At 47.6% G+C, this 21,473-nt stretch carries 15 protein-coding genes; 4 read left to right on the top strand and 11 right to left on the bottom strand.

From position 1 onward, the window contains the following. Window positions 1-119: 119 nt before the first annotated feature. The 3 genes from lysS to ACZLMD_RS00490 form a co-directional block, all read right to left on the bottom strand. Window positions 120-2,060, bottom strand: coding sequence for a lysine--tRNA ligase (gene lysS, locus ACZLMD_RS00500; RefSeq protein WP_489494918.1), 1,941 nt, complete (start codon window positions 2,058-2,060; stop codon window positions 120-122). 25 nt (window positions 2,061-2,085) lie between these two features. Then, window positions 2,086-2,571, bottom strand: coding sequence for a transcription elongation factor GreA (greA, locus tag ACZLMD_RS00495; RefSeq protein ID WP_022305990.1), 486 nt, complete (start codon window positions 2,569-2,571; stop codon window positions 2,086-2,088). 135 nt (window positions 2,572-2,706) lie between these two features. Next, the gene (locus tag ACZLMD_RS00490; protein ID WP_022305989.1) at window positions 2,707-4,227 is read right to left on the bottom strand and encodes a sialate O-acetylesterase; all 1,521 of its coding nucleotides are present in this window, start codon (window positions 4,225-4,227) and stop codon (window positions 2,707-2,709) included. A gap of 184 nt (window positions 4,228-4,411) precedes the next feature. On the opposite strand from ACZLMD_RS00490, the gene ACZLMD_RS00485 reads away from it, so the two are divergent. Further along, window positions 4,412-5,449, top strand: coding sequence for a DUF5050 domain-containing protein (locus ACZLMD_RS00485; RefSeq protein WP_489494917.1), 1,038 nt, complete (start codon window positions 4,412-4,414; stop codon window positions 5,447-5,449). A 70-nt stretch (window positions 5,450-5,519) separates the two neighbouring features. Here the strand turns inward: ACZLMD_RS00485 and folK are convergent, their stop codons facing one another. From folK to ACZLMD_RS00470, 3 genes are all read right to left on the bottom strand, one after another. Then, the gene (gene folK, locus ACZLMD_RS00480) at window positions 5,520-6,350 is read right to left on the bottom strand and encodes a 2-amino-4-hydroxy-6-hydroxymethyldihydropteridine diphosphokinase (RefSeq protein ID WP_489494916.1); all 831 of its coding nucleotides are present in this window, start codon (window positions 6,348-6,350) and stop codon (window positions 5,520-5,522) included. Window positions 6,351-6,422: 72 nt separating this feature from the next. Continuing rightward, complete coding sequence (locus ACZLMD_RS00475; RefSeq protein ID WP_484108725.1) at window positions 6,423-7,388, bottom strand: glycosyltransferase family 2 protein; 966 nt, start codon at window positions 7,386-7,388, stop codon at window positions 6,423-6,425. 27 nt (window positions 7,389-7,415) lie between these two features. Next, the gene (locus ACZLMD_RS00470) at window positions 7,416-9,917 is read right to left on the bottom strand and encodes a homocysteine S-methyltransferase family protein (RefSeq protein ID WP_489494915.1); all 2,502 of its coding nucleotides are present in this window, start codon (window positions 9,915-9,917) and stop codon (window positions 7,416-7,418) included. Between the two features lie 192 nt (window positions 9,918-10,109). Between ACZLMD_RS00470 and abc-f the strand changes: the two genes are divergently transcribed. Next, window positions 10,110-12,032, top strand: a complete 1,923-nt coding sequence (gene abc-f, locus ACZLMD_RS00465; protein WP_489494914.1) for a ribosomal protection-like ABC-F family protein — start codon at window positions 10,110-10,112, stop codon at window positions 12,030-12,032. On the opposite strand, the gene ACZLMD_RS00460 is transcribed toward abc-f, so the two are convergent. Beyond that, window positions 12,033-13,985, bottom strand: a complete 1,953-nt coding sequence (locus ACZLMD_RS00460) for a diguanylate cyclase (protein ID WP_489494913.1) — start codon at window positions 13,983-13,985, stop codon at window positions 12,033-12,035. Window positions 13,986-14,186: 201 nt separating this feature from the next. Between ACZLMD_RS00460 and ACZLMD_RS00455 the strand changes: the two genes are divergently transcribed. Together ACZLMD_RS00455 and ACZLMD_RS00450 are read left to right on the top strand one after the other, a co-directional pair. After that, window positions 14,187-15,032: a purine-nucleoside phosphorylase gene (locus ACZLMD_RS00455; protein ID WP_022305982.1), complete on the top strand. Its 846-nt coding sequence runs from the start codon at window positions 14,187-14,189 to the stop codon at window positions 15,030-15,032. Between the two features lie 15 nt (window positions 15,033-15,047). Further along, a complete protein-coding gene (locus ACZLMD_RS00450) occupies window positions 15,048-16,376 on the top strand; it encodes an amidohydrolase family protein (protein ID WP_022305981.1) in 1,329 nt (442 codons plus the stop codon). Here the strand turns inward: ACZLMD_RS00450 and ACZLMD_RS00445 are convergent. The 4 genes from ACZLMD_RS00445 to ACZLMD_RS00430 form a co-directional block, all read right to left on the bottom strand. Beyond that, a complete protein-coding gene (locus tag ACZLMD_RS00445) occupies window positions 16,371-17,303 on the bottom strand; it encodes a magnesium transporter CorA family protein (RefSeq protein ID WP_484107327.1) in 933 nt (310 codons plus the stop codon). The two genes, ACZLMD_RS00450 and ACZLMD_RS00445, sit on opposite strands and share 6 nt — an antisense overlap. A 133-nt stretch (window positions 17,304-17,436) precedes the next feature. Continuing rightward, window positions 17,437-18,354 (bottom strand): mechanosensitive ion channel family protein, encoded by a 918-nt coding sequence (locus ACZLMD_RS00440; protein WP_489494912.1) that lies wholly within the window; start codon window positions 18,352-18,354, stop codon window positions 17,437-17,439. A gap of 124 nt (window positions 18,355-18,478) precedes the next feature. Then, entirely contained in the window at window positions 18,479-20,761 is a 2,283-nt protein-coding gene (gene glgB / locus ACZLMD_RS00435; RefSeq protein WP_489494911.1) for a 1,4-alpha-glucan branching protein GlgB, read from the bottom strand. Continuing rightward, window positions 20,754-21,473, bottom strand: coding sequence for a YesL family protein (locus ACZLMD_RS00430; RefSeq protein WP_487601093.1), 720 nt, complete (start codon window positions 21,471-21,473; stop codon window positions 20,754-20,756). Before ACZLMD_RS00430 ends, glgB begins: the two co-directional genes overlap by 8 nt.

The following is a 21,473-nucleotide window of genomic DNA, read 5'->3' as shown; positions in this document are numbered from 1 at the left end:
ATTATATCATATCGCCACTTCCATAAGCATCAAATCTGCTCATTCTCTACATCGTTTGGCGTAAAATTGGCGTATTTTTGTAATTTTACAAATTTCCACCAATAAGGTACATCACGTTTTTAGTAAAGCTTTGCTCCTGCTGGAATATGGTTATCAACCATAAGAAGATGAAGTTCTTCCTCCTCGGAATCCTTCAGGTTATTTACTGCTGAAAGCAACATACCACAGGAATCAATCCCCATCATCTTTCTCGGTGGCAGGTTGGTGATTGCGATCAATGTCTTGCCAACAAGCTCCTCCGGCTCATAGTAAGCGTGGATACCACTGAGAATTGTACGGTCTGTCCCTGTTCCGTCATCCAGCGTAAACTGTAATAACTTCTTTGACTTTGGTACGGCAACACATTCCTTAACCTTAACTGCTCTGAAATCAGACTTGCTGAAGGTATCGAAATCTACCTCGTCCTCGAATAATGGTTCAATCTTTACATTAGAGAAATCAATCTTCTCTGCCGGCTTGTCTGTCTCTGCGGAAACTGCTTTGGAGGACTTGGAGGATTTCTTGTCAGAATCCAAGCTCTTCATTGTCGGGAAGAGCAGCACATCTCTGATCGCCGGTGAGTTGGTCATCATCATAACCATACGGTCAATACCGAAGCCGATACCACCGGTCGGAGGCATACCAATGCTGAGAGCGTTCAGGAAGTCCTCATCGGTATGCTCAGCCTCGTCATCACCTGCTGCCAGCGCTTTCTCCTGTGCCTCAAAACGTGCTCTCTGATCGATCGGATCATTTAACTCGGAGTAAGCATTTGCCATCTCCCAGCCGTTCATGAAGAACTCGAAACGCTCTACATAATCCGGATTATCCGGTTTCTTCTTGGTCAGAGGAGAGATCTCGATCGGATGATCCATGATAAATGTAGGCTGGATCAGATGATCCTCTACATACTCCTCGAAGAACAGATTCAGGATGTCACCCTTCTGATGACGCTCCTCGAACTCAATTCCCTTTTCCTTTGCGAGTGCCTTTGCAGCCTCAGTATCCGGAATCTCGTTGAAATCAACGCCGGCATACTTCTTAACGGCATCCACCATCGTCAGTCTCTCAAACGGCTTGGACAGATCCATCTCATGATCTCCGTACTTTAAGATCTCGGATCCGGTCACTTCCTTTGCAACGTGACGATACAGCTTCTCGGTCAGATCCATCATGCCATGATAGTCTGTATATGCCTGATAAAGCTCCATCAATGTAAATTCCGGATTGTGTCTGGTGTCCAGACCCTCATTACGGAATACACGACCGATTTCGTAAACACGCTCCATGCCGCCTACGATCAGTCTCTTCAGATAAAGCTCCAGAGAAATTCGAAGCTTTAAGTCCTCATTCAGAGAATTGAAATGGGTCTCAAACGGTCTTGCTGCAGCACCGCCTGCGTTGGACACAAGCATCGGCGTCTCAACCTCCATGAAGCCCTGCTCATCAAGGAAACGTCTGATGCAGCTGATCACCTTGGATCTCTTAATGAAGGTGTCTTTCACGTCCTCATTCATGATCAGATCCACATATCTCTGACGATATCTGGTATCGGTATCGGTCAGTCCATGATGCTTCTCCGGAAGGATCTGCAGACTCTTGGAAAGAAGAACGATCTCCTCTGCATGAACAGAGATTTCACCTGTCTTTGTCTTAAATACCTTACCCTTTACGCCAAGGATATCACCAATATCGTATTTCTTAAAGTCCGCATAGGACTCCTCACCGATCTCATCTCTTGCAACATAAAGCTGCATTTTTCCTTTCAGATCCTGTATATTACAGAAGGATGCTTTACCCATCACACGCTTAAACATCATACGGCCTGCCAGAGATACTTCCTGTCCCTCTAACTCCTCATAACGGTCTCTGATATCCTGTGAATGTACTGTCACATCATATTTCGTGATTCGGAACGGATCCCTTCCCGCTTCCTGTAAATTTGCAAGTTTCTCATGACGCACCTTCAGCAAAGCATTCACGTCCTGCTCTGCCTGCGGCTTCTTATTCTGCTGTGCCACTTTTCTATCACTCCGTTTCTATCTCTTATTTTGACTTCTGGATCTCAAGGATCTCGTATTTAACAACCTCACCGTTCGGTGTCTCTACCTCGATCTGATCTCCTACCTTGGAGCCGATCAGTGCAGCACCTACCGGAGACTCATTGGAGATCTTATTGCCAAGAACGTCTGCCTCTGTAGAACCTACGATCTTGTATGTCATTTCCTCATCAAACTCAATATCCTTCAGGCGAACCGTACAGCCGATATTGATCGCATTAACGTCAACATCCTCCTCAACAACGACCTCTGCATTCTTGAGGATCTTGTCGATCTCTTCAATACGAAGCTCGATATCTCTCTGCTCATCCTTTGCTGCATCATACTCTGCATTCTCGGACAGGTCACCCTGCTCACGTGCTTCTTTAATCTTTGCTGCTACCTCTTTACGTCTATTCAGCTTTAAATCCTGAAGCTCATCCTCCAGCGCTTTCAAACCTTCATAGGTTAATATGTTTTTCTTCTCTGCCATGTCAAGCCCTCCAACTATTGATATATTCGCTATCATGCGCTATCCATACATATAACGCTATCGTGTTATTCTAACACGAATCCCTTGCATCAGTCAACCACGCCTCCCGCGGCATCGACTGACTGCCTGATACTCTTATTGTTCATCGTTCATGCTGGTACGGAATGGTGCCATCGGCAGTCCGTTCTTACCAAACATGTTGACCTCTGCGTAGTTTCTCCAGTTATATCTTGCATATACCGGCTCCTTTACATTTGCAGAGAACAAACGAACACGGTTGCCCTGGATCTGTACGGAATCTGCCGGATAGAACACCTTATCCTGACCTGCCACCTCAAAGCCCAGAGGCTTCTCGCCGGTACATATGATACCGTCTCTTACGTGATTGAAGATCAGCCAGATATAGGACTGTAATGTATAGCAGGACTGATAGAACGGACCGAATGCACGAACCTCATTATCCAGTCCATATGCGTGATACATTGCCTGCAGAGCCAAACGCTCACCGACCGGCTGTTTATCGATCGGATGAATGTTGCTGTATTCGCCCTTGTCAAGCACTACCGCAAGACCGGTGTTCTTAACGGTACGGTATACTCTGTGCTGTGCCTCACGGATCAACGGCCAGTTTGTGAGATTCTCCTCACCAACATTAGAGAACATCGGAAGCTGAACGATCATAAACGGAAGCTTATCGTCATGCCAGTCCTCTCTCCACTGACGGATCAGGCGGCTCAAAAGATTGTAGTAGCTTCTTGGCTTCTTATCATCCTCTTCTCCCTGATAATACAGGAATCCTGCCAGTGTATACGGTGCAATTCTCTGGATCATTGTCTCATAAAGACCGGCCGGGCGGTACTCGGAACGTGGTCCCATCGGTCCCGGATACTTATTCTCACCGCAAACCTCCAAAGCACCCTCCCAGGTAGGGTTTGGAGTTGTCTCATAATAATGCTTGCAGTTCTTATCAAACTCTGCCTGATAAACAATGTACTCCTCGCGCTCCTTGCAGTATGCATCAAAATCCTGATTGGCAACGATCTCGTCATACTCCTCTACATAAGAAGAAATCACCTTATCACTCTCCAGGGCTTCTCTGCTCATCCAGCATGATGCGGAGGTGCCGCCCCAGTTACAGCCAATGATTCCAACCGGAACATCAAGCTGTGCAGCCAGCTTTCTTGCAAAGTAATAACCTACTGCAGACCAGCGTCCCACATTCTCCGGACAGCAAAGCTCCCAGCAGCTTTTCTCTTCCTGCTCGTAAAGCTCATCACACAGGTAGGATACCTTCGGTGTGTAATAGAAACGAAGCAGTTCATTGTGTGCTTCGGAAACAGCGACTGCGCCATCCTTGGAATTCTGAAGCTCTAACTCCATGTTGGACTGACCACCTGCAAGCCATATCTCTCCGTACATAACATCCTCATATGTCTTGACCTCGTCATTGTCCGTCTTGACCGTAAGAACATATGGACCACCTGCCTCCATCGGCGGCAGGAAAAGCTGCCATTTGCCATCCTGAACGTATGTCACCACTCGGGCATCCTGTATAGTCACTGTCACCTTTCTGGCATCGGACTCCCCCCAGATAACTACTGGTTTTCTTCTCTGTAAGATCATATGATCACTAAATATAGCTGGTAATTTAAGCATGATATCAGTCTCCTCCATTCCCGATTGGATAATCTATGAATTTTCTCAATTAGACCTATTATACAACTTTTCCCTTACTCATTGCAATTCCTTTTTGTAACCTTTATAATAATATCAAGAAGTTCACATTATGACAGCAGTGATAAATTTTCTCACGAACACAACAGAGAACAGGGGGAATCGTATGAATAAACCAGGCAGAACACACCATATCAGAAACCGGATCATCACAGTTATTTTGATCCTTGCAGCAGCATTCTGCTTTGGATTTGTCCAGTGGAATTCCCGCATACATTACTATTCCGATGAGCATACAACCGGCAATACTAGCACTAATCTGTTAAACGGTGGTCTGTTTGCCGAGTCCGGGGACACGATTTATTTCGCCAATCCCTATGATCAGAACTCGCTCTATTCCATGGATAAGAAGCTCTCCCATGTTAAGAAGCTTCACGATGACTATACCAGCTACATCAATGCAGCAGGCAGATATATCTTTTATACAAGACGTAATGACAAGAAGGGCACTGATTCACAGGCACTTTTTTCCTTCAGCACCACCGGCTTGTACCGGATCAACAGCAACGGGCAGGGCTTAAAGCAGCTTTACCGGGAACCATCCCAGTCATTAAGTCTGCTTGGCAATCATATCTTTTATCAGCATTATGACCGCAAGCTCGGTCTGCAGCTTTTCCGCATCGGCATCGACGGCAAGAAAGACACCATGATTCTGAAGGAGGGTGCATCACCGGTGATCGATGATGACACGATCTACTATACCGGGCTTGACAGCGATCACAGCATCCACAGCATTTCTACCGATGGCGGAAGCGCCCGGGTCATCTATGAGGGCAACTTTACCGGTCTGTCCTTTGTCAAAGGCTTTCTTTATTGTATGGATATGGACAATGATTACACGCTGTGCCGGCTGGATCTTTCCACCGGCGAAATGACACATCTGACACAGGTTCGCATCGCCACCTATAATATCAGCCGGGACGGTGCTACAGTATATTATCAGATTGACAACGGCAGTGATAATGGTTTATATGCCCTGGATACCAAATCAGGAGCGCAAACCCAGTTACGCTCCGGCAATTTTAATTATCTGCATATTATTGATCACTATCTGTTCTTTGAAAGCTTTGACGGCAGTACCGCCTATGTGATGAATCTTGCCAATGAACAGATCGAAGAATTTCATCCAAAGACTGCAAAGTAATGAAACATTATCGCAAAACAACCCACACCGGTAATTCGTGTGGGTTGTTTTGCTTCGTTTTATATTCTGTTTAAGAATCCATTTCCTTCCTCTGAAGCTGCTCCTTAAGTTCGAGCATGCAGCAGCCATTCAGGGGATTTTTCGCATATGGTGCGATCTCACACATCGGCTCGAGTACAAACATCCGGTTTACCATCTCCACATGCGGAATCATCAGATCCTTCGTCTGTATGATCTCCTGATCGTACAATATAATGTCCAGATCCACGGTTCTCGGTCCCCAGTGAACGATTCGCTCTCTTTTCTGCTCCTGCTCGATCCGCCCGATCAGCTCCAGCAGTTCCTCCGGTGTCCGCAGCGTCTCAAGCATAACCGCTCCGTTCAGGAAATCATCCTGCTCCACACCGCCAACCGGCTCCGTCACAATATAAGAAGAGACCTTCTTCACCCTCGTCCATGGATCTTTATTCAGGCTTTTCACCGCCATATCGAGATGTGCTTTCTTATCACCCATATTGGAACCGATGCTTAAATAAGCCGCATGCCACTGACGCTTCACAGTCACAGACACCGTCTCAAGCGGCAGATGCACCGGCGCCCACGGCTTTTTCACCTCTAAGGTGACGGCACGCACCGCATCATATTGAAGCAGTATCTCCTGTGCCAGATATTCAGCCAGCTTCTCAATCAACTGAAAGGTATTCTGGGTTGCCTTCTTCGTCACAAAGGAAGCAACCTCCGCATAGTTGACCGAGTAATTGAGGTCATCTGTCTGTCCCGCTTTACGGACATCACATTCTAGTTCGATCGAGATCACGAATTTCTGTCCGAGTGCATTTTCCTCCGGCATCACCCCGTGTTTCGCAAATATTTCCAAATTCTTTATCTTAATACAATCCAATCTGATTCCTCTTTTCTTATCTGACCCGTTTTCCGGACAGTGCTTCATGATGCGTCCTGATGAAACAAGACATTATGCTGCATCTTCATGAAATAACACGTAATCCGGTGACATCGTGCATGCAAGCACCAGTCCCTTCGGCAGTCTATCATAATTCTTCCCAAGCTTATAGCCCGCCAGCTTAAAACCACACTGCAGTGCGAAATAGAACGCCTTCCATATCCTGCCTCTCTTCAGCAGATATAAAAGCACGGTCTTTGCATAGCCCGCGCCCTCCTTCTCGGAGGAAATGCTTTCAAAGACCTCTCTGTACTGTTTCTGGGACACACCCAGATCAAAGTTGCGGTGAAACTGCTGCATACAGGTGTAACTGTGGGAATGGATCACCTCTGCCCCGGCACAATATGCAACCTGATATCCTGCCCGGATCACACTGGATGCCATGATCATATCCTCATTGAATATCGTAGGATGCACAAAGCCTCCCATCTCCTGATAACGGTCAAGACGATACATCGCACAGACATCCGAACAGAAATATGTCTTGATACCAAGGCGCTCCAGATCCTCCTTGCGCTTGATCTGATCCTGCGGCGGATAATTGTGGACTCTTGTCAGCTCCTCCACCACATCGGCACCCTCTCTCGCAAGCTGTCTGGCATAGGCGATCGCCGTTCTCTCATCCTCAAACGCTTTCGCCAGAGTCTCGATCAGATGTGTATTGGCCGGAACCGCATCCTGCGTCATAAATAATATATAATGCCGATCCGATGCTGCCTGATTTCCCTCTGCTGCCAGCCGGGCACCATAATCGCGCGTAGCACCATGATCAAAATCCTTTTTGGCAACCGAATGCACTGTCATATCGGAATTCATCGGCTGCATCAACTCATCGCCCTCTCCCATCGTCTGCAGCACATAAATATGATGCGGCTTCACCGTCTGCTCCTGCAAAAGCCCGATCAGCTTCTGAAAGGAGTCATCCGGCCGGTATGCCGGTATGATCACATCAATGACCGGTTTATTTTGATCTTCCATCGCTTACATTCCTCCCGTTCTGATCCGTTATTCGGATCTGCCAAGCAGTCTGCCAACAACACGCACGGTATCCTGTGCATCCTCTGCGTATCCGTCCGCACCGATCTCATCCGCAAAGCTCTGTGTGATCACAGCGCCACCGATCAGTACCTTGCAGGAAAGGTTTTGCTCATGCACCATATCGACTACTTTTTTCATTTCCATCATTGTGGTCGTCATAAGTGCCGATAATCCGATGATATCTGCGTTATGCTCGATCGCAGCCTCGATAATGGTCTCTGCCGGCACATCTTTTCCAAGATCCACCACATGATAGCCATAGTTCTTTAACATCAACGCAACCAGATTCTTTCCGATATCATGAATATCATGCTCTACCGTTGCGATCACGATCGTTCCAAGAGACTCACTCGAACGGTTCTGTGCCAGGATCGGCTCCAGATAATTGATGGATGCCTCCATGGTTTCTGCACTCGAGATCAGCTGTGGCAGATAATAAATCTGCTTGTCGTACAACTCACCCACATGAATAATACCCGGGATCAGACTCTCATCAATGATCTGCTGCGGATCTCTTCCATCCTTCACCGCCTGCTCCACAAGCTGTTTTGCTCTCTGCTTCTTCCCTTTAATGACTGCCTCGAAGATCACGTCTCCCTGCCTGTCCTCCGGAATCGCAGCAGACGCCTTTCCTCCGGTACTCACAGTCGCTTTCAGGCTCTGGCTGTCCACCTCTCCGCTGACCATCGTCAGCTTATGCTCATTCACACGTTCAATATAGCGCAGATCTGCATCCGGTTTGTTCATCAGCAGATCCGATGCATATACCGCATGCATCAATAAATCCTGTGATGGATTGGCGATTGCCATGGTAAGTCCGTTCATGATCGCCATCGCCATAAAGTTACTGTTGACAAATGCTCTCTCCGGCAGACCAAACGAAATATTGGACAGACCGCAGGCTGTTGCAACACCAAGTTCATACTTGCAGTAACGAATCGTCTCCAATGTTTCCACGGCAGCCATCTTATTGGCACCGATCGTTGCCACCAGACCATCCACGATCACATCCTCCGGCGTCAGCTCATATTCTGCTGCCGCCGCAAGAACCGTGTGAATGATCTGCTTTTTCTCCTCAATATCCTTTGGAAGTCCCTCATCCGACAGAGGAAGAAGGATAAACATCGCACCATATTTCTTTGCGATCGGAAGAAGACGTTTCATCTTCTCCTGCTCCATTGAAATGGAATTGATCAGTGCACGTCCCGGATAGATCCTGAGTGCGGCCTCGATCACATCCACATAGCTGGAATCAATGGAAAGTGGTATGTCCGTTAAAAGGGTCAGTTCGTTGACAACCTTCCACATCATTTCCTTCTCATCAATACCGTTCGTTCCCATGTTGACATCGAGAATGGCTGCACCGGCCTCAACCTGTGCCTCTGCCATCTCACCGACTAACTCCAGACTGCCCTCGCGAAGCTGTGCCTGCAGCGCTTTCTTGCCGGTTGGGTTGATCCTCTCTCCGATCACCTTAAATGCACCGTCCAGCTCGATCGGCAGGATATTTCTCTCTGTGGAAAGAGCACGGCGTACAACCTTTCCCTTTCTCTCAGGATAAGCTGCCTTTCCCCGCAGTTCCTTCTCCTCCAGAAGCTCCACAAGCTGACGGATATGCTCCGGTGTCGTTCCGCAGCAACCGCCCAGAATATCCGCACCTGCCTCTGCCAGCACACACATCTCCTCTGCAAATGTCTCAGGTCCCATATCATAAACCGTCTCACCGTCCACAAGCTGCGGCAGTCCCGCATTTGGCTTTGCCACGATCGGAAGCGCGGTATAACGGCACATTTTCTCGATCACGGACACCATCTTATCCGGACCGGTCGAACAGTTCACACCGATCGCATCAACGCCCATCGCCGTCATCACTAATGCGGCTGTCTCCGGGTTCGTTCCAAACAGGGTTCTTCCATCCTCCGCAAAGGTCAGTGTCACCATAACCGGAAGCTCTGAACTCTCCTTTACCGCCAGAACGGCAGCCCTGCACTCCTGCAGACTCATCATCGTCTCCACAACGACAAAATCCACGCCGGCTTCCTTTAAGAAACCAACCTGTTCCTTATAAATATCCACAAGTTCCTCAAACGGAAGTGATCCGACCGGATACAGCTGCTGCCCCGTCATTGTCAGATCACCGGCCACAAGCACTCTTCTGTCCGTATCTGCCTGTCTGATCGCTTCAAAAGACAGCTCTGCCAGTCTGTGATTCATCTCTCCGATCTGATCTGCCAGACCATACTCCTCCAGCTTGATTCTGTTACCGGAAAAGGTCGGTGCATAAAGCACATCCGAACCGGCCTCAATATATTCTCTCTGAAGTCCGATCAACACGTCCGGATGTTCAAGGATCCACTCCTCCGGACATACTCCGGTCGGCATCCCTCTCTTCTGCAGATTGGAGCCTGTCGCTCCGTCTAAGATCATTCTTCCCTTTTGAACAAACTCACGAAATTCCTGTCTTGTCATCTATTTTGTCCTTTCTCGCTCTGGTAATTCATTTTCAGCGTTTCCATAGTAACACATATCCCCTCTGCGATTCAAGAATAAGCATTTGGTATTTTCTTTTTTTTCATTTTCATATATACTAATCAATGATTCCAGCTTCCCTGCATGTCAAATGCAGCCGGAGGCATCGAAATTACAAGGGAGGATTTATTCATGATCTTACAATGCAGTCATATCAGTAAATCATTCGATGGCAACACCATTCTGAATGATATCTCTTTTCATATAAATGAACAGGAAAAAACAGCAATCGTCGGTGTCAACGGCTCTGGCAAATCAACACTCCTTAAGATCCTTATGGGAGAATATGAGGCCGATGACGGCGAGATCATTATCCAGAAGGATGCGGTGATCGGTTATCTCGCACAGAATCAGGACATTGATTCTGCCAAGTCCGTTCTGGAGGAAATGCAGGATGCCAAGAAGGATGTGATCGCTCTTGAGCAGGAGTTAAACGATATCACTGAGCAGATGAACCACGCCTCCGGTGAAGAGTTAGAACACCTGATTGCCAAAAGCGACACTCTCCGCCACCGCTTTGAGCTGGCGGGCGGCTACACCTACCACAGTGAGCTGATCGGTGTCTTAAAGGGGCTTGGCTTTACCGAGGAGGAGTTTAATAAACCGGTATCTGCCCTTTCCGGTGGCGAGCGTACGCGTGTTGCCCTCGGTAAAATGCTTTTAACCTCCCCGGATCTGATCATCCTCGATGAGCCGACCAACCACCTTGATATGAAGGCGATCCGCTGGTTGGAGGGATATCTCTCCGGCTACCGCGGTGCCGTGATCATCGTTGCACATGACCGCTATTTTCTGGATCGTATCGTAACAAAGGTTGTGGAGATCCGCCAGCATAAATCTACCGTTTATCAGGGAAATTACAGCCAGTTTTCCGAGAAAAAACAGGCTCTTCTTGATACACAGATGAAGCAATACCTGAACCAGCAGGCAGAGATCAAGCATCAGGAGGCTGTCATTGCCAAGCTTAAATCCTTTAACCGCGAGAAATCTGTCAAACGTGCGGAAAGCCGCGAGAAACAGCTCGACAAGATAGAACGTCTCGACAAACCGGTTGAGGAAAATACCCGCATGAACCTTTTGTTCTCCCCGCGTATCCAGAGCGGCAACGATGTCCTTTCTATCGAGCATCTCAGCAAAGCCTTTGACAGCGAGATTCTTTTCACCGATATCAGCTTTGAGCTCAAACGTGGCGAGCGTGTTGCCATCATCGGCGATAACGGCTCCGGCAAGACGACGATCCTTAAGATCATCAATGACCTTGTCAAGGCAGATGCCGGCACGATCCGTCTTGGAACGAATGTGGAGATCGGCTATTACGATCAGGCACATCAGGTACTGCATGCAGAGAAGACGATCTTTGAAGAATTACAGGATGATTACCCATCCATGACTAATACAGAGATCCGCAATATTCTTGCCGCATTTCTGTTTACGGACGATGATGTTTTCAAGCAGATCTCTAAGTTAAGCGGTGGCGAGCGCGGACGCGTCTCCCTTGCCAAGCTGATGCTGTCCGATGCGAATTTCCTGATTCTGGACGAGCCGACCAACCATCTGGATATCGACTCCAAGGAGATCCTCGAGCGTGCCGTCAATCACTTTGAGGGAACGGTTCTGTATGTATCACATGACCGTTACTTCATCAACCGCACCGCAACGCGTATCCTCGATCTGACACAGAAACAGCTTGTCAACTATATCGGTAACTATGATTACTATCTTGAGAAAAAAGAAGCAAATGAGCAGGCACAGCTTACGACTCCTGTAGAATCAGCGACCGATACCGCAGACAACGGTGCCTCCGATTCCAAGCTGACCTGGCAGCAGCAGAAGGAAGAGCAGGCACGTCTTCGCAAGAAACAGAATGCACTGAATAAAGTCGAGAAAGAAATTTCCGAATTAGAAGCAAAAAACGAGTCTCTGGATGAGCAGCTGTCCGATCCCAAAAACGGGACAGACATTGCTCTGCTCCAGCAACTCGCTTCTGAAAAGGAAGCCAATGATGAACGGCTTCTTACTCTCATGGAAGAATGGGAAAATCTGGCAGAGGACTGATCATCGTACCTCTACTCCCGGATGCGATTTCGCTTTTCGCATTTTCTTGTTTTCATACATGCGGTCATCGGCAATTTTCAAATAATTCTCGATGGTCCGCTTTCCATCCGGGACTCCCATATAATATCCCAGACTGGCACCGATCGTATACGGCTTGTTCAGCGAAGCATTGGCGCTGTCGATGTATTCCCGGAATAACCGGATATAGTTCTGCGTTTTCTCCTCCGAATAATTCTTACCCATGACAATATATTCATCACCTCCGGATCGAATACATATCTCTCCGTCTTTGGCAGCATACATCATCGCATTGGCAATCGTGGTAATGCAGACATCGCCCTCCTCATGACCATATCTGTCATTGACCTGCTTCAGTCCATCCATATCAATTTCCATGATCATGAACTGTCCGTTATTACGGATACACTCTTCACACATCCTCTCGCCGAACTTTTCCAGACCACGTCTGTTGTATAAACCGGTCAGAGTATCCTGAATATACAGAGACTCCAACTCCTTTGCCACCTGCTGTAATCTCTGCTTCATACGGAAATTCTCCAGGGCACTGTCCAGATGAATAAACCATGACTTGATATTGACATTGGACACCAGGTCATAGTCAATCTGAAGAACCGCATATCCCATATACTGCTGCAGATAATGAAGCGGGATCACATAAATCGGATCCGAATCTCTTGCAAATTCACTCGGAACCATCTGACAGATTGGGAACCGCTCCGGTTTCAGCACTTTCGACTTATGGATTCCCATAACCATATCCACCTTGCACATACTTGTGCCATAATTCTTCTCCGGCAGAGGAAGCTTCTGCTCCCAGTGCTCCGCCAGACAAAGTGCAAAGCTCTTAAAGCCTGTCTCCCGCAGCACATACTGTTTCAGGCAATCGGTATATTCATTCATATCCATGGCATTGGCAAGCATTGTAACCATGGCGGATGCGGCTGTCTCCAGATAAAGAACATTGTCTAACTCGGCGCTGAGCTTTGTCGCATACTGTCCATTCTCATCGCCACCCTCTGCGCCGCAGCCGCAGGACTGACGATACACGATCTCTTCTTTCAGGTAATTATCCTGTTCGACCTTCTCTCCTGCCCAGCATCGTTCCAGTATCTCAAAGGCTTTCCGACCCATTGCACGCATCGGCTGCCGGATCGTTGTAACTGACGGTTTGGAGAACCGGCTCTCCACAACATTGTCATATCCGGACACAAGCACCTGAGCCGGGACCTTGATTCCCCGAGCCTGTAATGCCTGTGTCACTGAGATCGCCATATAATCATTGGCACACACGATCGCCTCCGGGAAATCCACTCCCGAATTCTGAATCTCTTCGACAACGCCTTCCCCGCAGTTCTTCCAGAAATTCCCCCAGTGTATTCTCTCCGTCTGCACAGAAATACCGTTTTGCTCCAGAACCTCCTTATAAATATCCAGTCGGAACATAGAATGCATATTGTCCTGCGGACCTGTCACCAAGTCAATCTTAGAGCAGTGATGTTCATCAATAAAATGCTGTATCATATCCGCAAACGCCGCTTTATCATCCACATATACATTATAGATCCTGTCCGATTCAATCTCCATCGGCGTCCTGAAATTCACGATCGGACACCGGTATCTGTTCAAAACCAGATCGTAGATCTCCTCATACTGATTTTTAGCGAACGCATCGTAAAGCATCAGCACACCGTCTGCCACATCCGTGTTGGCGATACGGAATATGCTTCGCTCACCCTCGTCATAACGGACATTAGTGGCAGCCCTGCTGTCGATGCTGCTCTCATCCCCAAAGCAAGTAAAAATCACAAGACGATATCCACGTTCCTTCGCAACTTCCTCAATGGAGTTTCGTAATTCGGAAAAATAACTTGAGTATATCTGCGGAAGATAAACTGCAATATTTTTTCTCTTTTTCCCCTTGCTCGTTTCCATTACTTTCTATCCCTTCCTAAAATTAAAATAACTCTTTAATATAAAAAAAATTATATATCTTCTAATCCGCTATGTCAACGAATATAAGCCAGTTTCTCCCCCTGAAACCGTTTACATTTTCCTGTTTTACAGCTACAATATAATTACATAATATTTCGTACTTATCAGTACATTTTTGTGGACAGAAAGGCAGGTAATTTTATGAATCCAATTTACGATAAACTGACCAAATGCTATGAGTGTTTCCGGTCAAAAATCAATTTCACTCCGAAGATTGCACTTGTTCTTGGTTCGGGGCTTGGCAACTATGCCTCCCGGATCCATGTTGTATCTACACTGGATTATCATGATATTGATGGTTTTCCGGTTTCTACGGTTCCCGGTCATCAGGGCAGATTCATTTTCGGTTATGTGGCGGATGTTCCTGTCGTATGCATGCAGGGACGCGTTCATTATTATGAGGGCTATGCGATGGAGGATGTCGTGCTCCCGATTCGTCTGATGAAGCTGATGGGGGCTGAGGTGCTATTCTTAACCAATGCCTCCGGTGGCATCAATGCGAATTTTCATGCCGGTGATTTTATGCTGATCCGCGATCAGATCGCAAGCTTTGTGCCATCCCCTCTCATCGGATCCAATATCGATGAACTCGGCGTTCGTTTTCCGGATATGAGCGATATCTATGACCACCGGCTCCGCCTGACAATCCGCCGCACGGCAGCGAGACTGGACATTCCGCTACAGGAGGGCGTCTATATCCAGCTTACCGGACCAAATTACGAATCCCCTGCAGAGGTTCAGATGTGCAAGGCTCTGGGGGCAGATGCCGTCGGTATGAGTACTGCCTGTGAAGCGATCGCCGCCAACCATATGGGTATGCATATCTGCGGTATCTCCTGCATATCGAATCTTGCCTGCGGCATTTCCGACCAGCCGTTAAACCATAAGGAGGTGCAGGAGGTCGCCGACCGCAGGGCTCCTGTATTTGAACAGCTTGTGACCGGATGTATCCTGGATATCGCTGCAGAACTGAACTTAACGGAATAAAAGGAGATGATTTATATGACACAGGAAACATTTGCAACACCGGAAGCTCATACGATCCGCATCTACAACGCCCTGATCCTTCCCCTGACAGAATCAGACGTTACTGCAAAGCCCCTTGTCATAGAGGGCGAGCTGCAGATTGCCGATGACCGGATCACCTATGTCGGTAACTCCGCCGATGCACCGGTATCGACTCAGTGGGACCGGGAGATTGACGCCTGTGGCAATGTGATCATGCCCGGTTTCAAAAACGCACACACACACTCCGGCATGACCTTCTTGCGTTCCTACGCAGATGATCTTCCGCTACAGCAATGGCTTTATGATAAAGTATTCCCTCTGGAAGCGGCAATGACTGCTGAGGATGTATATTGGAGCTCCCGTCTTGCGATTCTGGAATACTTAACCAGCGGTATCACTGCCAATTTCGATATGTACCAGAAAACAGAATCTATCGTGCAGGCTTCGATTGATTCCGGCTTCCGCACGGTTCTGTGCGGCAGTGTCAACAATTTTGTAAGCAGCCCTGCCGAGCTGGAGCAACAGTATTTACGCTACAACGACACAGATCCGCTGATCTCCTTCCAGCTTGGTTTTCATGCAGAATACACAACCGACGAGAAGCTTTTACGGAAAATTGCTGCTTTGAGTCAGAGATACAGTGCTCCGGTTTATACACACAGCTCCGAAACAGCTTCCGAGGTGGCTGACTGTATCAAACGTCATGGTGCGACACCAACCGTGTATCTGAACCGTCTTGGTATGTTTGAGCATGGCGGCGGTGGATTTCACTGCGTACACATGACTGAGGAAGATCTTGATATCTGTCTTTCCGGGGGACTCTGGGTCATCACCAATCCTTCCTCCAACCTCAAGCTCGCCAGCGGTATCGCGCCTCTGACACGCATGCTTCGCAACGGAATCCGGCTTGCCATCGGAACGGATGGACCAGCAAGTAATAACTGTCTGGATATGTTCCGGGAAATGTTTCTTACGACCGCTTTGCAGAAGGTTCAGGATCAGGACGCCTCTGCGATGGACGCTGATGTCGTTTTACGAATGGCGGCTTCTAACGGTGCGCAGGCAATGTGTCTGCCGGACTGCGACAGTCTTGCCCCGGGCAAGCAGGCAGATCTGATCATGCTCGACCTTCATCAGCCAAATATGCAACCGGTCAATGAAATTTCCAAGAATATCGTCTACAGCGGCAGCAAACAAAACGTGAAATTAACTATGGTTGCAGGGAAAATTTTATACGAAAACGAAAAATTTCACCTTGACGAGGATCCGGAGCGGATCTACGCCAAGGTGAATGAAACAATTCATCGGATCACCCGATCATAATATTCGATTCTTTTTCAGAACAACAAAGATTACTCCACAGATCAACGTTGTGGCAAGTGATATAATCATAAACGCATGTGTTGTCAGTGCCAGCGGAACTCTTACGTTCATTCCGAAGAAACCAGAGATAATGGTTGGCACTGCCATCACTAACGTGATCGATGTCAAATACTTCATGACGTTATTCAGCCGGTTATCGATCACAGAAGATAACAGCTCTCTTGTTCCGTTTATAATATCTCGATAGATTCCCGTCATCTCGATCGCCTGCTGGTTCTCGACAATGATATCATCAAGCAGCTCCTTATCCTCCGGATACTGCTCCAGTCTCTTATATCTGGTCAGACGATCCAACACAACTGCGTTCGCACGAAGCGAGGTTGCAAAGTATACAAGCGTTGACTCAAGTGCATGCAGATCGATCAGATCGATGTCCTCGGTATCACCGTCAATCCGTTCCTCGATCTCAGTCCGCTTCTTGTCTATAATGCGCAGTGCACTCTGATACAGCGTTGCGATCCGAAACAGGATCTGATACACAAAACGCAGACGCTTCTTGGTACTAAACTCCTTAACTCTGCCGAGCACAAAGGACTGAAGCACAGGTGTATCCTCGGTACACACCGTAATGATCGCATCCTTCGTCAGAATGATGCCCAGAGGAATGGTCGTGTATGCCTCCTTGTCCATGCGGATCTCCGTCGTTGGGATATCCACCAGAATCAGGGTATACCCATCCTCCAGTTCAATACGGGAGCTCTCTTCCTCATCCAACGCTGCCAGCAGGTCTGTAATATCAACATCCAGCTTTCTGGCATATTCTTCGCCCTCTCCTTCGGAAGGATTAACCATCTGTACCCATACACCCTCGGTCAGTTCTTCCTCTTCGTGGATCTTTCTGTCATCCGTACGATATATCTTAACCAATACAATCACACCAATCTATAGTTTCTATCTGATACCCTTACACTAAATATAAGTATACCATGTTCTCTCATATTTCGACAAGGCACATTTTCCGAAATGCCCCTATCTTTACCTGCTTTTTACAAAGCACCTGCTAAAACAGAGAAATCCCCTGCTTCGGAAGCTCTTCCTTGATCGCCTCCAGCATCCGGTAGCGAACGTCCCAGTAGTCCTTATTCGTTACCCATGCCTTGGCCTGAAGCCTGACACGTCCGGGATTGAGCTTATCAATGTTCACGCTCTGCGGACGATCCTTGCAGACACCCTCATCCTTCTCCATGAGATTTAACACAACCTCGCGTACCTTACTGATCTGCGCATCATATCCCACCATAAAATCCAGAATCAAAAGACGGTATTCCTCCTGTGAAGTATTGATAATATTTCCATTTGACAACGTTCCATTCGGGATTACGATCACTTTATTGTCTGTTGTAACAATCCGTGTATAGAAAATATCAATATTGCGAACAGTTCCCTCCACGCCACCTGCGACAATATAATCACCAACGAGGAACGGCTTCATCAGAAGGATCAAAATGCCACCTGCCAGATTCGATAAGCTTCCCTGCAGAGCAAGACCAACCGCCAGACCTGCCGATCCGATGATTGCAATGATCGAGCTGGTGCCGACACCAAGAATGCCTGCCACGCAAAAGATCAGTAAAATATATAGGAGCACCCTGCCAAGCGACATAATAAACTTATGCACACTGACCTCCACATGACTGCGTTCCATCCAGCGGTTCAACAGCTTTAACAGCAGTGCGATGATCCTTTTACCGATCAGAAATACAATCAATGCGATCAGTAATGTCTTACCGAAATTTAACAACGGTTCTCTCTGTGCCATCAGATATTCCAGAAGAAAGCTTGTTTTATCCTCCGCCGAGGCATTGGAATTCATCTGATCCACAACCTCTTGCACATCCGGCACTGCACTTTCTGTTGGTCTTGGCGTTGCCGATGCCGCCAAAAGCATCATTTGGGAATATATCCTTGTTCCTGTCATTATAGCCCACTTCTCTCTATCTAATTATCACACTAAATATCCATGTATGATTTCTAAACATCATAAAATCACATTAAAACTTCTCTCGGTCTCCTCCGGAGCTCATTATGCCACCGATACCCGGTTACGACTCAATATAACGAAATACACAGACACCAAGCGGCGGCACCTCAATGGAAATGGAATAATCCTTTCCATCCCATGCAACCTTCTTGGCACGTTTCTGTCTCGGATTGCCGTGTCCGGATCCCCCATAGACCTCTGCATCGCTGTTGAAGATCTCTTTATATTTGCCGGCTTCCGGCACACCTACCTTGAAATTCTCATATAATACCGGCGTGAAATTGCATACCACTAACAACCGTTCCTTTTTCTGCGCACTGTACCGCATAAACGTGATGATGCTGTGATCCGCATCCATGCTGCTGAGCCACTCAAAGCCGTCCTCGTCATAATCCATCTCATACAATGCCGGATGTGCCTGATAAAATTCATTTAACCCGGCAACAAACTTCTGAAGCTTTCTGTGCTCCGGCTTCTCCGCCTCATCCCATGGAAGACTCTGCTTTTCATTCCATTCCGTGGTCTGTCCGAACTCCTGTCCCATAAATAATAACTTTTTGCCGGGATGCATCATCATAAAGCCGTACGCTGCCCTGAGATTGGCAAACTTCTGATCCTCATCTCCCGGCATCTTGGCAAGCATAGACCCCTTCAAATGAACCACCTCATCGTGTGACAGCACCAGAATAAACTTCTCGCTGTACGCATAGATCATACTGAAGGTCAGCATGCCATGGCGTCCCTTACGAAACAAAGGATCTGTCTGCATATAGGCAATGAAATCATTCATCCAGCCCATATTCCACTTCATATCAAAGCCGAGTCCGCCCTCGGACGCTCTCGTTGTCACCTGCGGCCATGCGGTAGATTCTTCTGCGATCAGCCATGCTCCCGGACATTCCTTTTTAAAGATCTCACTGAGATTTTTTAGAAGCTCGATCGCCTCAAGATTTTCATTACTGCCATACATGTTGGCAACCCATTCGCCATCCTTCTTGCCATAGTCCAGATAAAGCATCGAAGCAACCGCATCCATGCGGATACCATCTGCATGATAACGTTTCACCCAGAACAATGCATTTGCAATCAGAAAATTCGCCACCTGCGGGCGTCCGTAATTGTAGATCAGAGTGCCCCAGTGCGGATGCTCTCCCTGCCTTGGATCCAGATGCTCATACAGACAGGTTCCGTCAAATCTTGCCAGACCATTCTCATCCTTCGGAAAATGTGCCGGAACCCAGTCCAGGATCACGCCGATTCCCTGCTGATGCAGATGATCGATGAAATACATAAAGTCCTCCGGACTGCCATAGCGCGATGTCACCGCATAATAATCCGTCACCTGATATCCCCAGGATTCATCCAGCGGATGCTCCATCACCGGCATAAGCTCCACATGTGTATAGTGCATTTTCTTGACATAATCTGCTAAAAGCGGTGCAAGCTCACGATAATTATAAAACTCCTTATCACAGGTCAGCTCACCCTCTCCATCCCATTCCTTTTTCATCCAGGAACCAAGATGAACTTCGTAAATAGATACTGCCTCGTTCTCAAAGCTGTCCTTCTTACGGGCATCCATCCACTTCTTGTCTTTCCATTTGTAACCCGTCGTATTGCAGACAATACTTGCATTCGCCGGACGCTCTTCACAATATGTTCCGTACGGATCTGTCTTTAGTAAAAGGGTCTTATAATTAACCTTGATCTCGTATTTGTAGACCGCTCCCTGATCCACTCCCGGAATAAACAGGGCAAATACGCCGGAATCGCCGATGCGGCACATCGGGTGCACTCTGCCGTCCCAATGATTAAAATCCCCCACAACACTGACACGCATGGCATTCGGTGCCCACACTGCAAAATGAGTACCGAACACGCCGTCCTTCTTCACCGTGCGCACATCCCACTCCGACTCAGCCTGACTTCCGCAGCCATACACTGCCATCGTATGGGAACCCAGATAATCATAAACAGAATAATGGATCCCGCTTTCAAAACGCTTTAATTCGTTGGCGCCAAGAAGGTCCGGATAAAGGTATGGATCTTCTCTTTGTTCACTGTCCCCATTATCGTACACAACATTATAAAAATATGACACCGGCTTCTTCTCCGGAAGGATCGCCGCGAAAAAGCCTGCCTCATCCGCCAGCTCCATTGCGATCGTCTTACCGCTCTTTCTGAGTTGAAGCGTAACCTCTTGTGCTCCCGGTATAAAGGTCTGTACCAGAAATCCGCCACGTATCTTATGCGGTCCCAGAATATTCTCCGGGTGATCCTCCTCCGAATAGACAATCCCCTCGATTGCCTCCCAATCCATTAAATCGTATAACCTTTTATTCATCCTTATCTCCTCCCTCCAGATACCAAGGCTTCTCCTTATGTTCCTCGGTATAAAGCATGTCCTCAGAAGCTGCCTCGTCCTCGTCCGAAGCATTCTGTTCCTCCTCTGGAGTATATTGAATCAAAACCTTTTCCATAAAATATGAGATCAGCAGTGTATACACCGATGGCATGATCAGCAGGATCAATGGCATGAACTTCCAGCCCACAACAAACATTGTGGCAAGTCCGAGTGTCATGACCAGCATATAGATCGTCTCTCCGCCATGATGGATTGAGATCACGGTTGCATTCCTGATCGCTTCCTTTGCACTGACCGTAAAACGGGACAGAACTGCAAACGAATAAATCATGATCGCAAGTATAAACAGAAAGAATGCCATACAAATTCCGATCATTGCTGCCGACATACTGGTATGTCCCTGTGAAAGCAGCCGGTAGGTCACAACCGCAAGTGCCGTCTCCGTCAGGACAAGTGGAATCCATATCCCGACCGATGTCTTAAAATTGTCCACAAAGCTCTGCTTATACTCCTTCCAGAGCTTACTGCGGTCACGCCGTATCACCTTTACACAGGTATAATAAAGTGCCGTACATGCCGCTCCGATCGTAACGATCGGAATACAGCTGATCACAAATATCACATTCAAAAGAACCATGTCAAAAAATTTAGACATGTATACTACAGGTTTACTCTCAAAAAAACGATCCAT

It is taken from the genome of Jutongia sp., assembly GCF_057878315.1.
This window is presented reverse-complemented; position numbering and strand designations above follow the sequence as displayed.

Excerpts from the sequence above, each read along its gene's own strand:
- greA (WP_022305990.1), bottom strand. The coding sequence starts at position 2,571 with ATGGCAGAGAAGAAAAACATATTAACCTATGAAGGTTTGAAAGCGCTG.
- ACZLMD_RS00485 (WP_489494917.1), top strand. The coding sequence starts at position 4,412 with ATGAATAAACCAGGCAGAACACACCATATCAGAAACCGGATCATCACA.
- ACZLMD_RS00455 (WP_022305982.1), top strand. The coding sequence starts at position 14,187 with ATGAATCCAATTTACGATAAACTGACCAAATGCTATGAGTGTTTCCGG.
- ACZLMD_RS00490 (WP_022305989.1), bottom strand. The coding sequence starts at position 4,227 with ATGCTTAAATTACCAGCTATATTTAGTGATCATATGATCTTACAGAGA.
- ACZLMD_RS00475 (WP_484108725.1), bottom strand. The coding sequence starts at position 7,388 with ATGGAAGATCAAAATAAACCGGTCATTGATGTGATCATACCGGCATAC.
- glgB (WP_489494911.1), bottom strand. The coding sequence starts at position 20,761 with ATGAATAAAAGGTTATACGATTTAATGGATTGGGAGGCAATCGAGGGG.
- ACZLMD_RS00470 (WP_489494915.1), bottom strand. The coding sequence starts at position 9,917 with ATGACAAGACAGGAATTTCGTGAGTTTGTTCAAAAGGGAAGAATGATC.
- ACZLMD_RS00450 (WP_022305981.1), top strand. The coding sequence starts at position 15,048 with ATGACACAGGAAACATTTGCAACACCGGAAGCTCATACGATCCGCATC.
- abc-f (WP_489494914.1), top strand. The coding sequence starts at position 10,110 with ATGATCTTACAATGCAGTCATATCAGTAAATCATTCGATGGCAACACC.
- ACZLMD_RS00460 (WP_489494913.1), bottom strand. The coding sequence starts at position 13,985 with ATGGAAACGAGCAAGGGGAAAAAGAGAAAAAATATTGCAGTTTATCTT.
- ACZLMD_RS00440 (WP_489494912.1), bottom strand. The coding sequence starts at position 18,354 with ATGACAGGAACAAGGATATATTCCCAAATGATGCTTTTGGCGGCATCG.
- ACZLMD_RS00430 (WP_487601093.1), bottom strand. The coding sequence starts at position 21,473 with ATGGATCGTTTTTTTGAGAGTAAACCTGTAGTATACATGTCTAAATTT.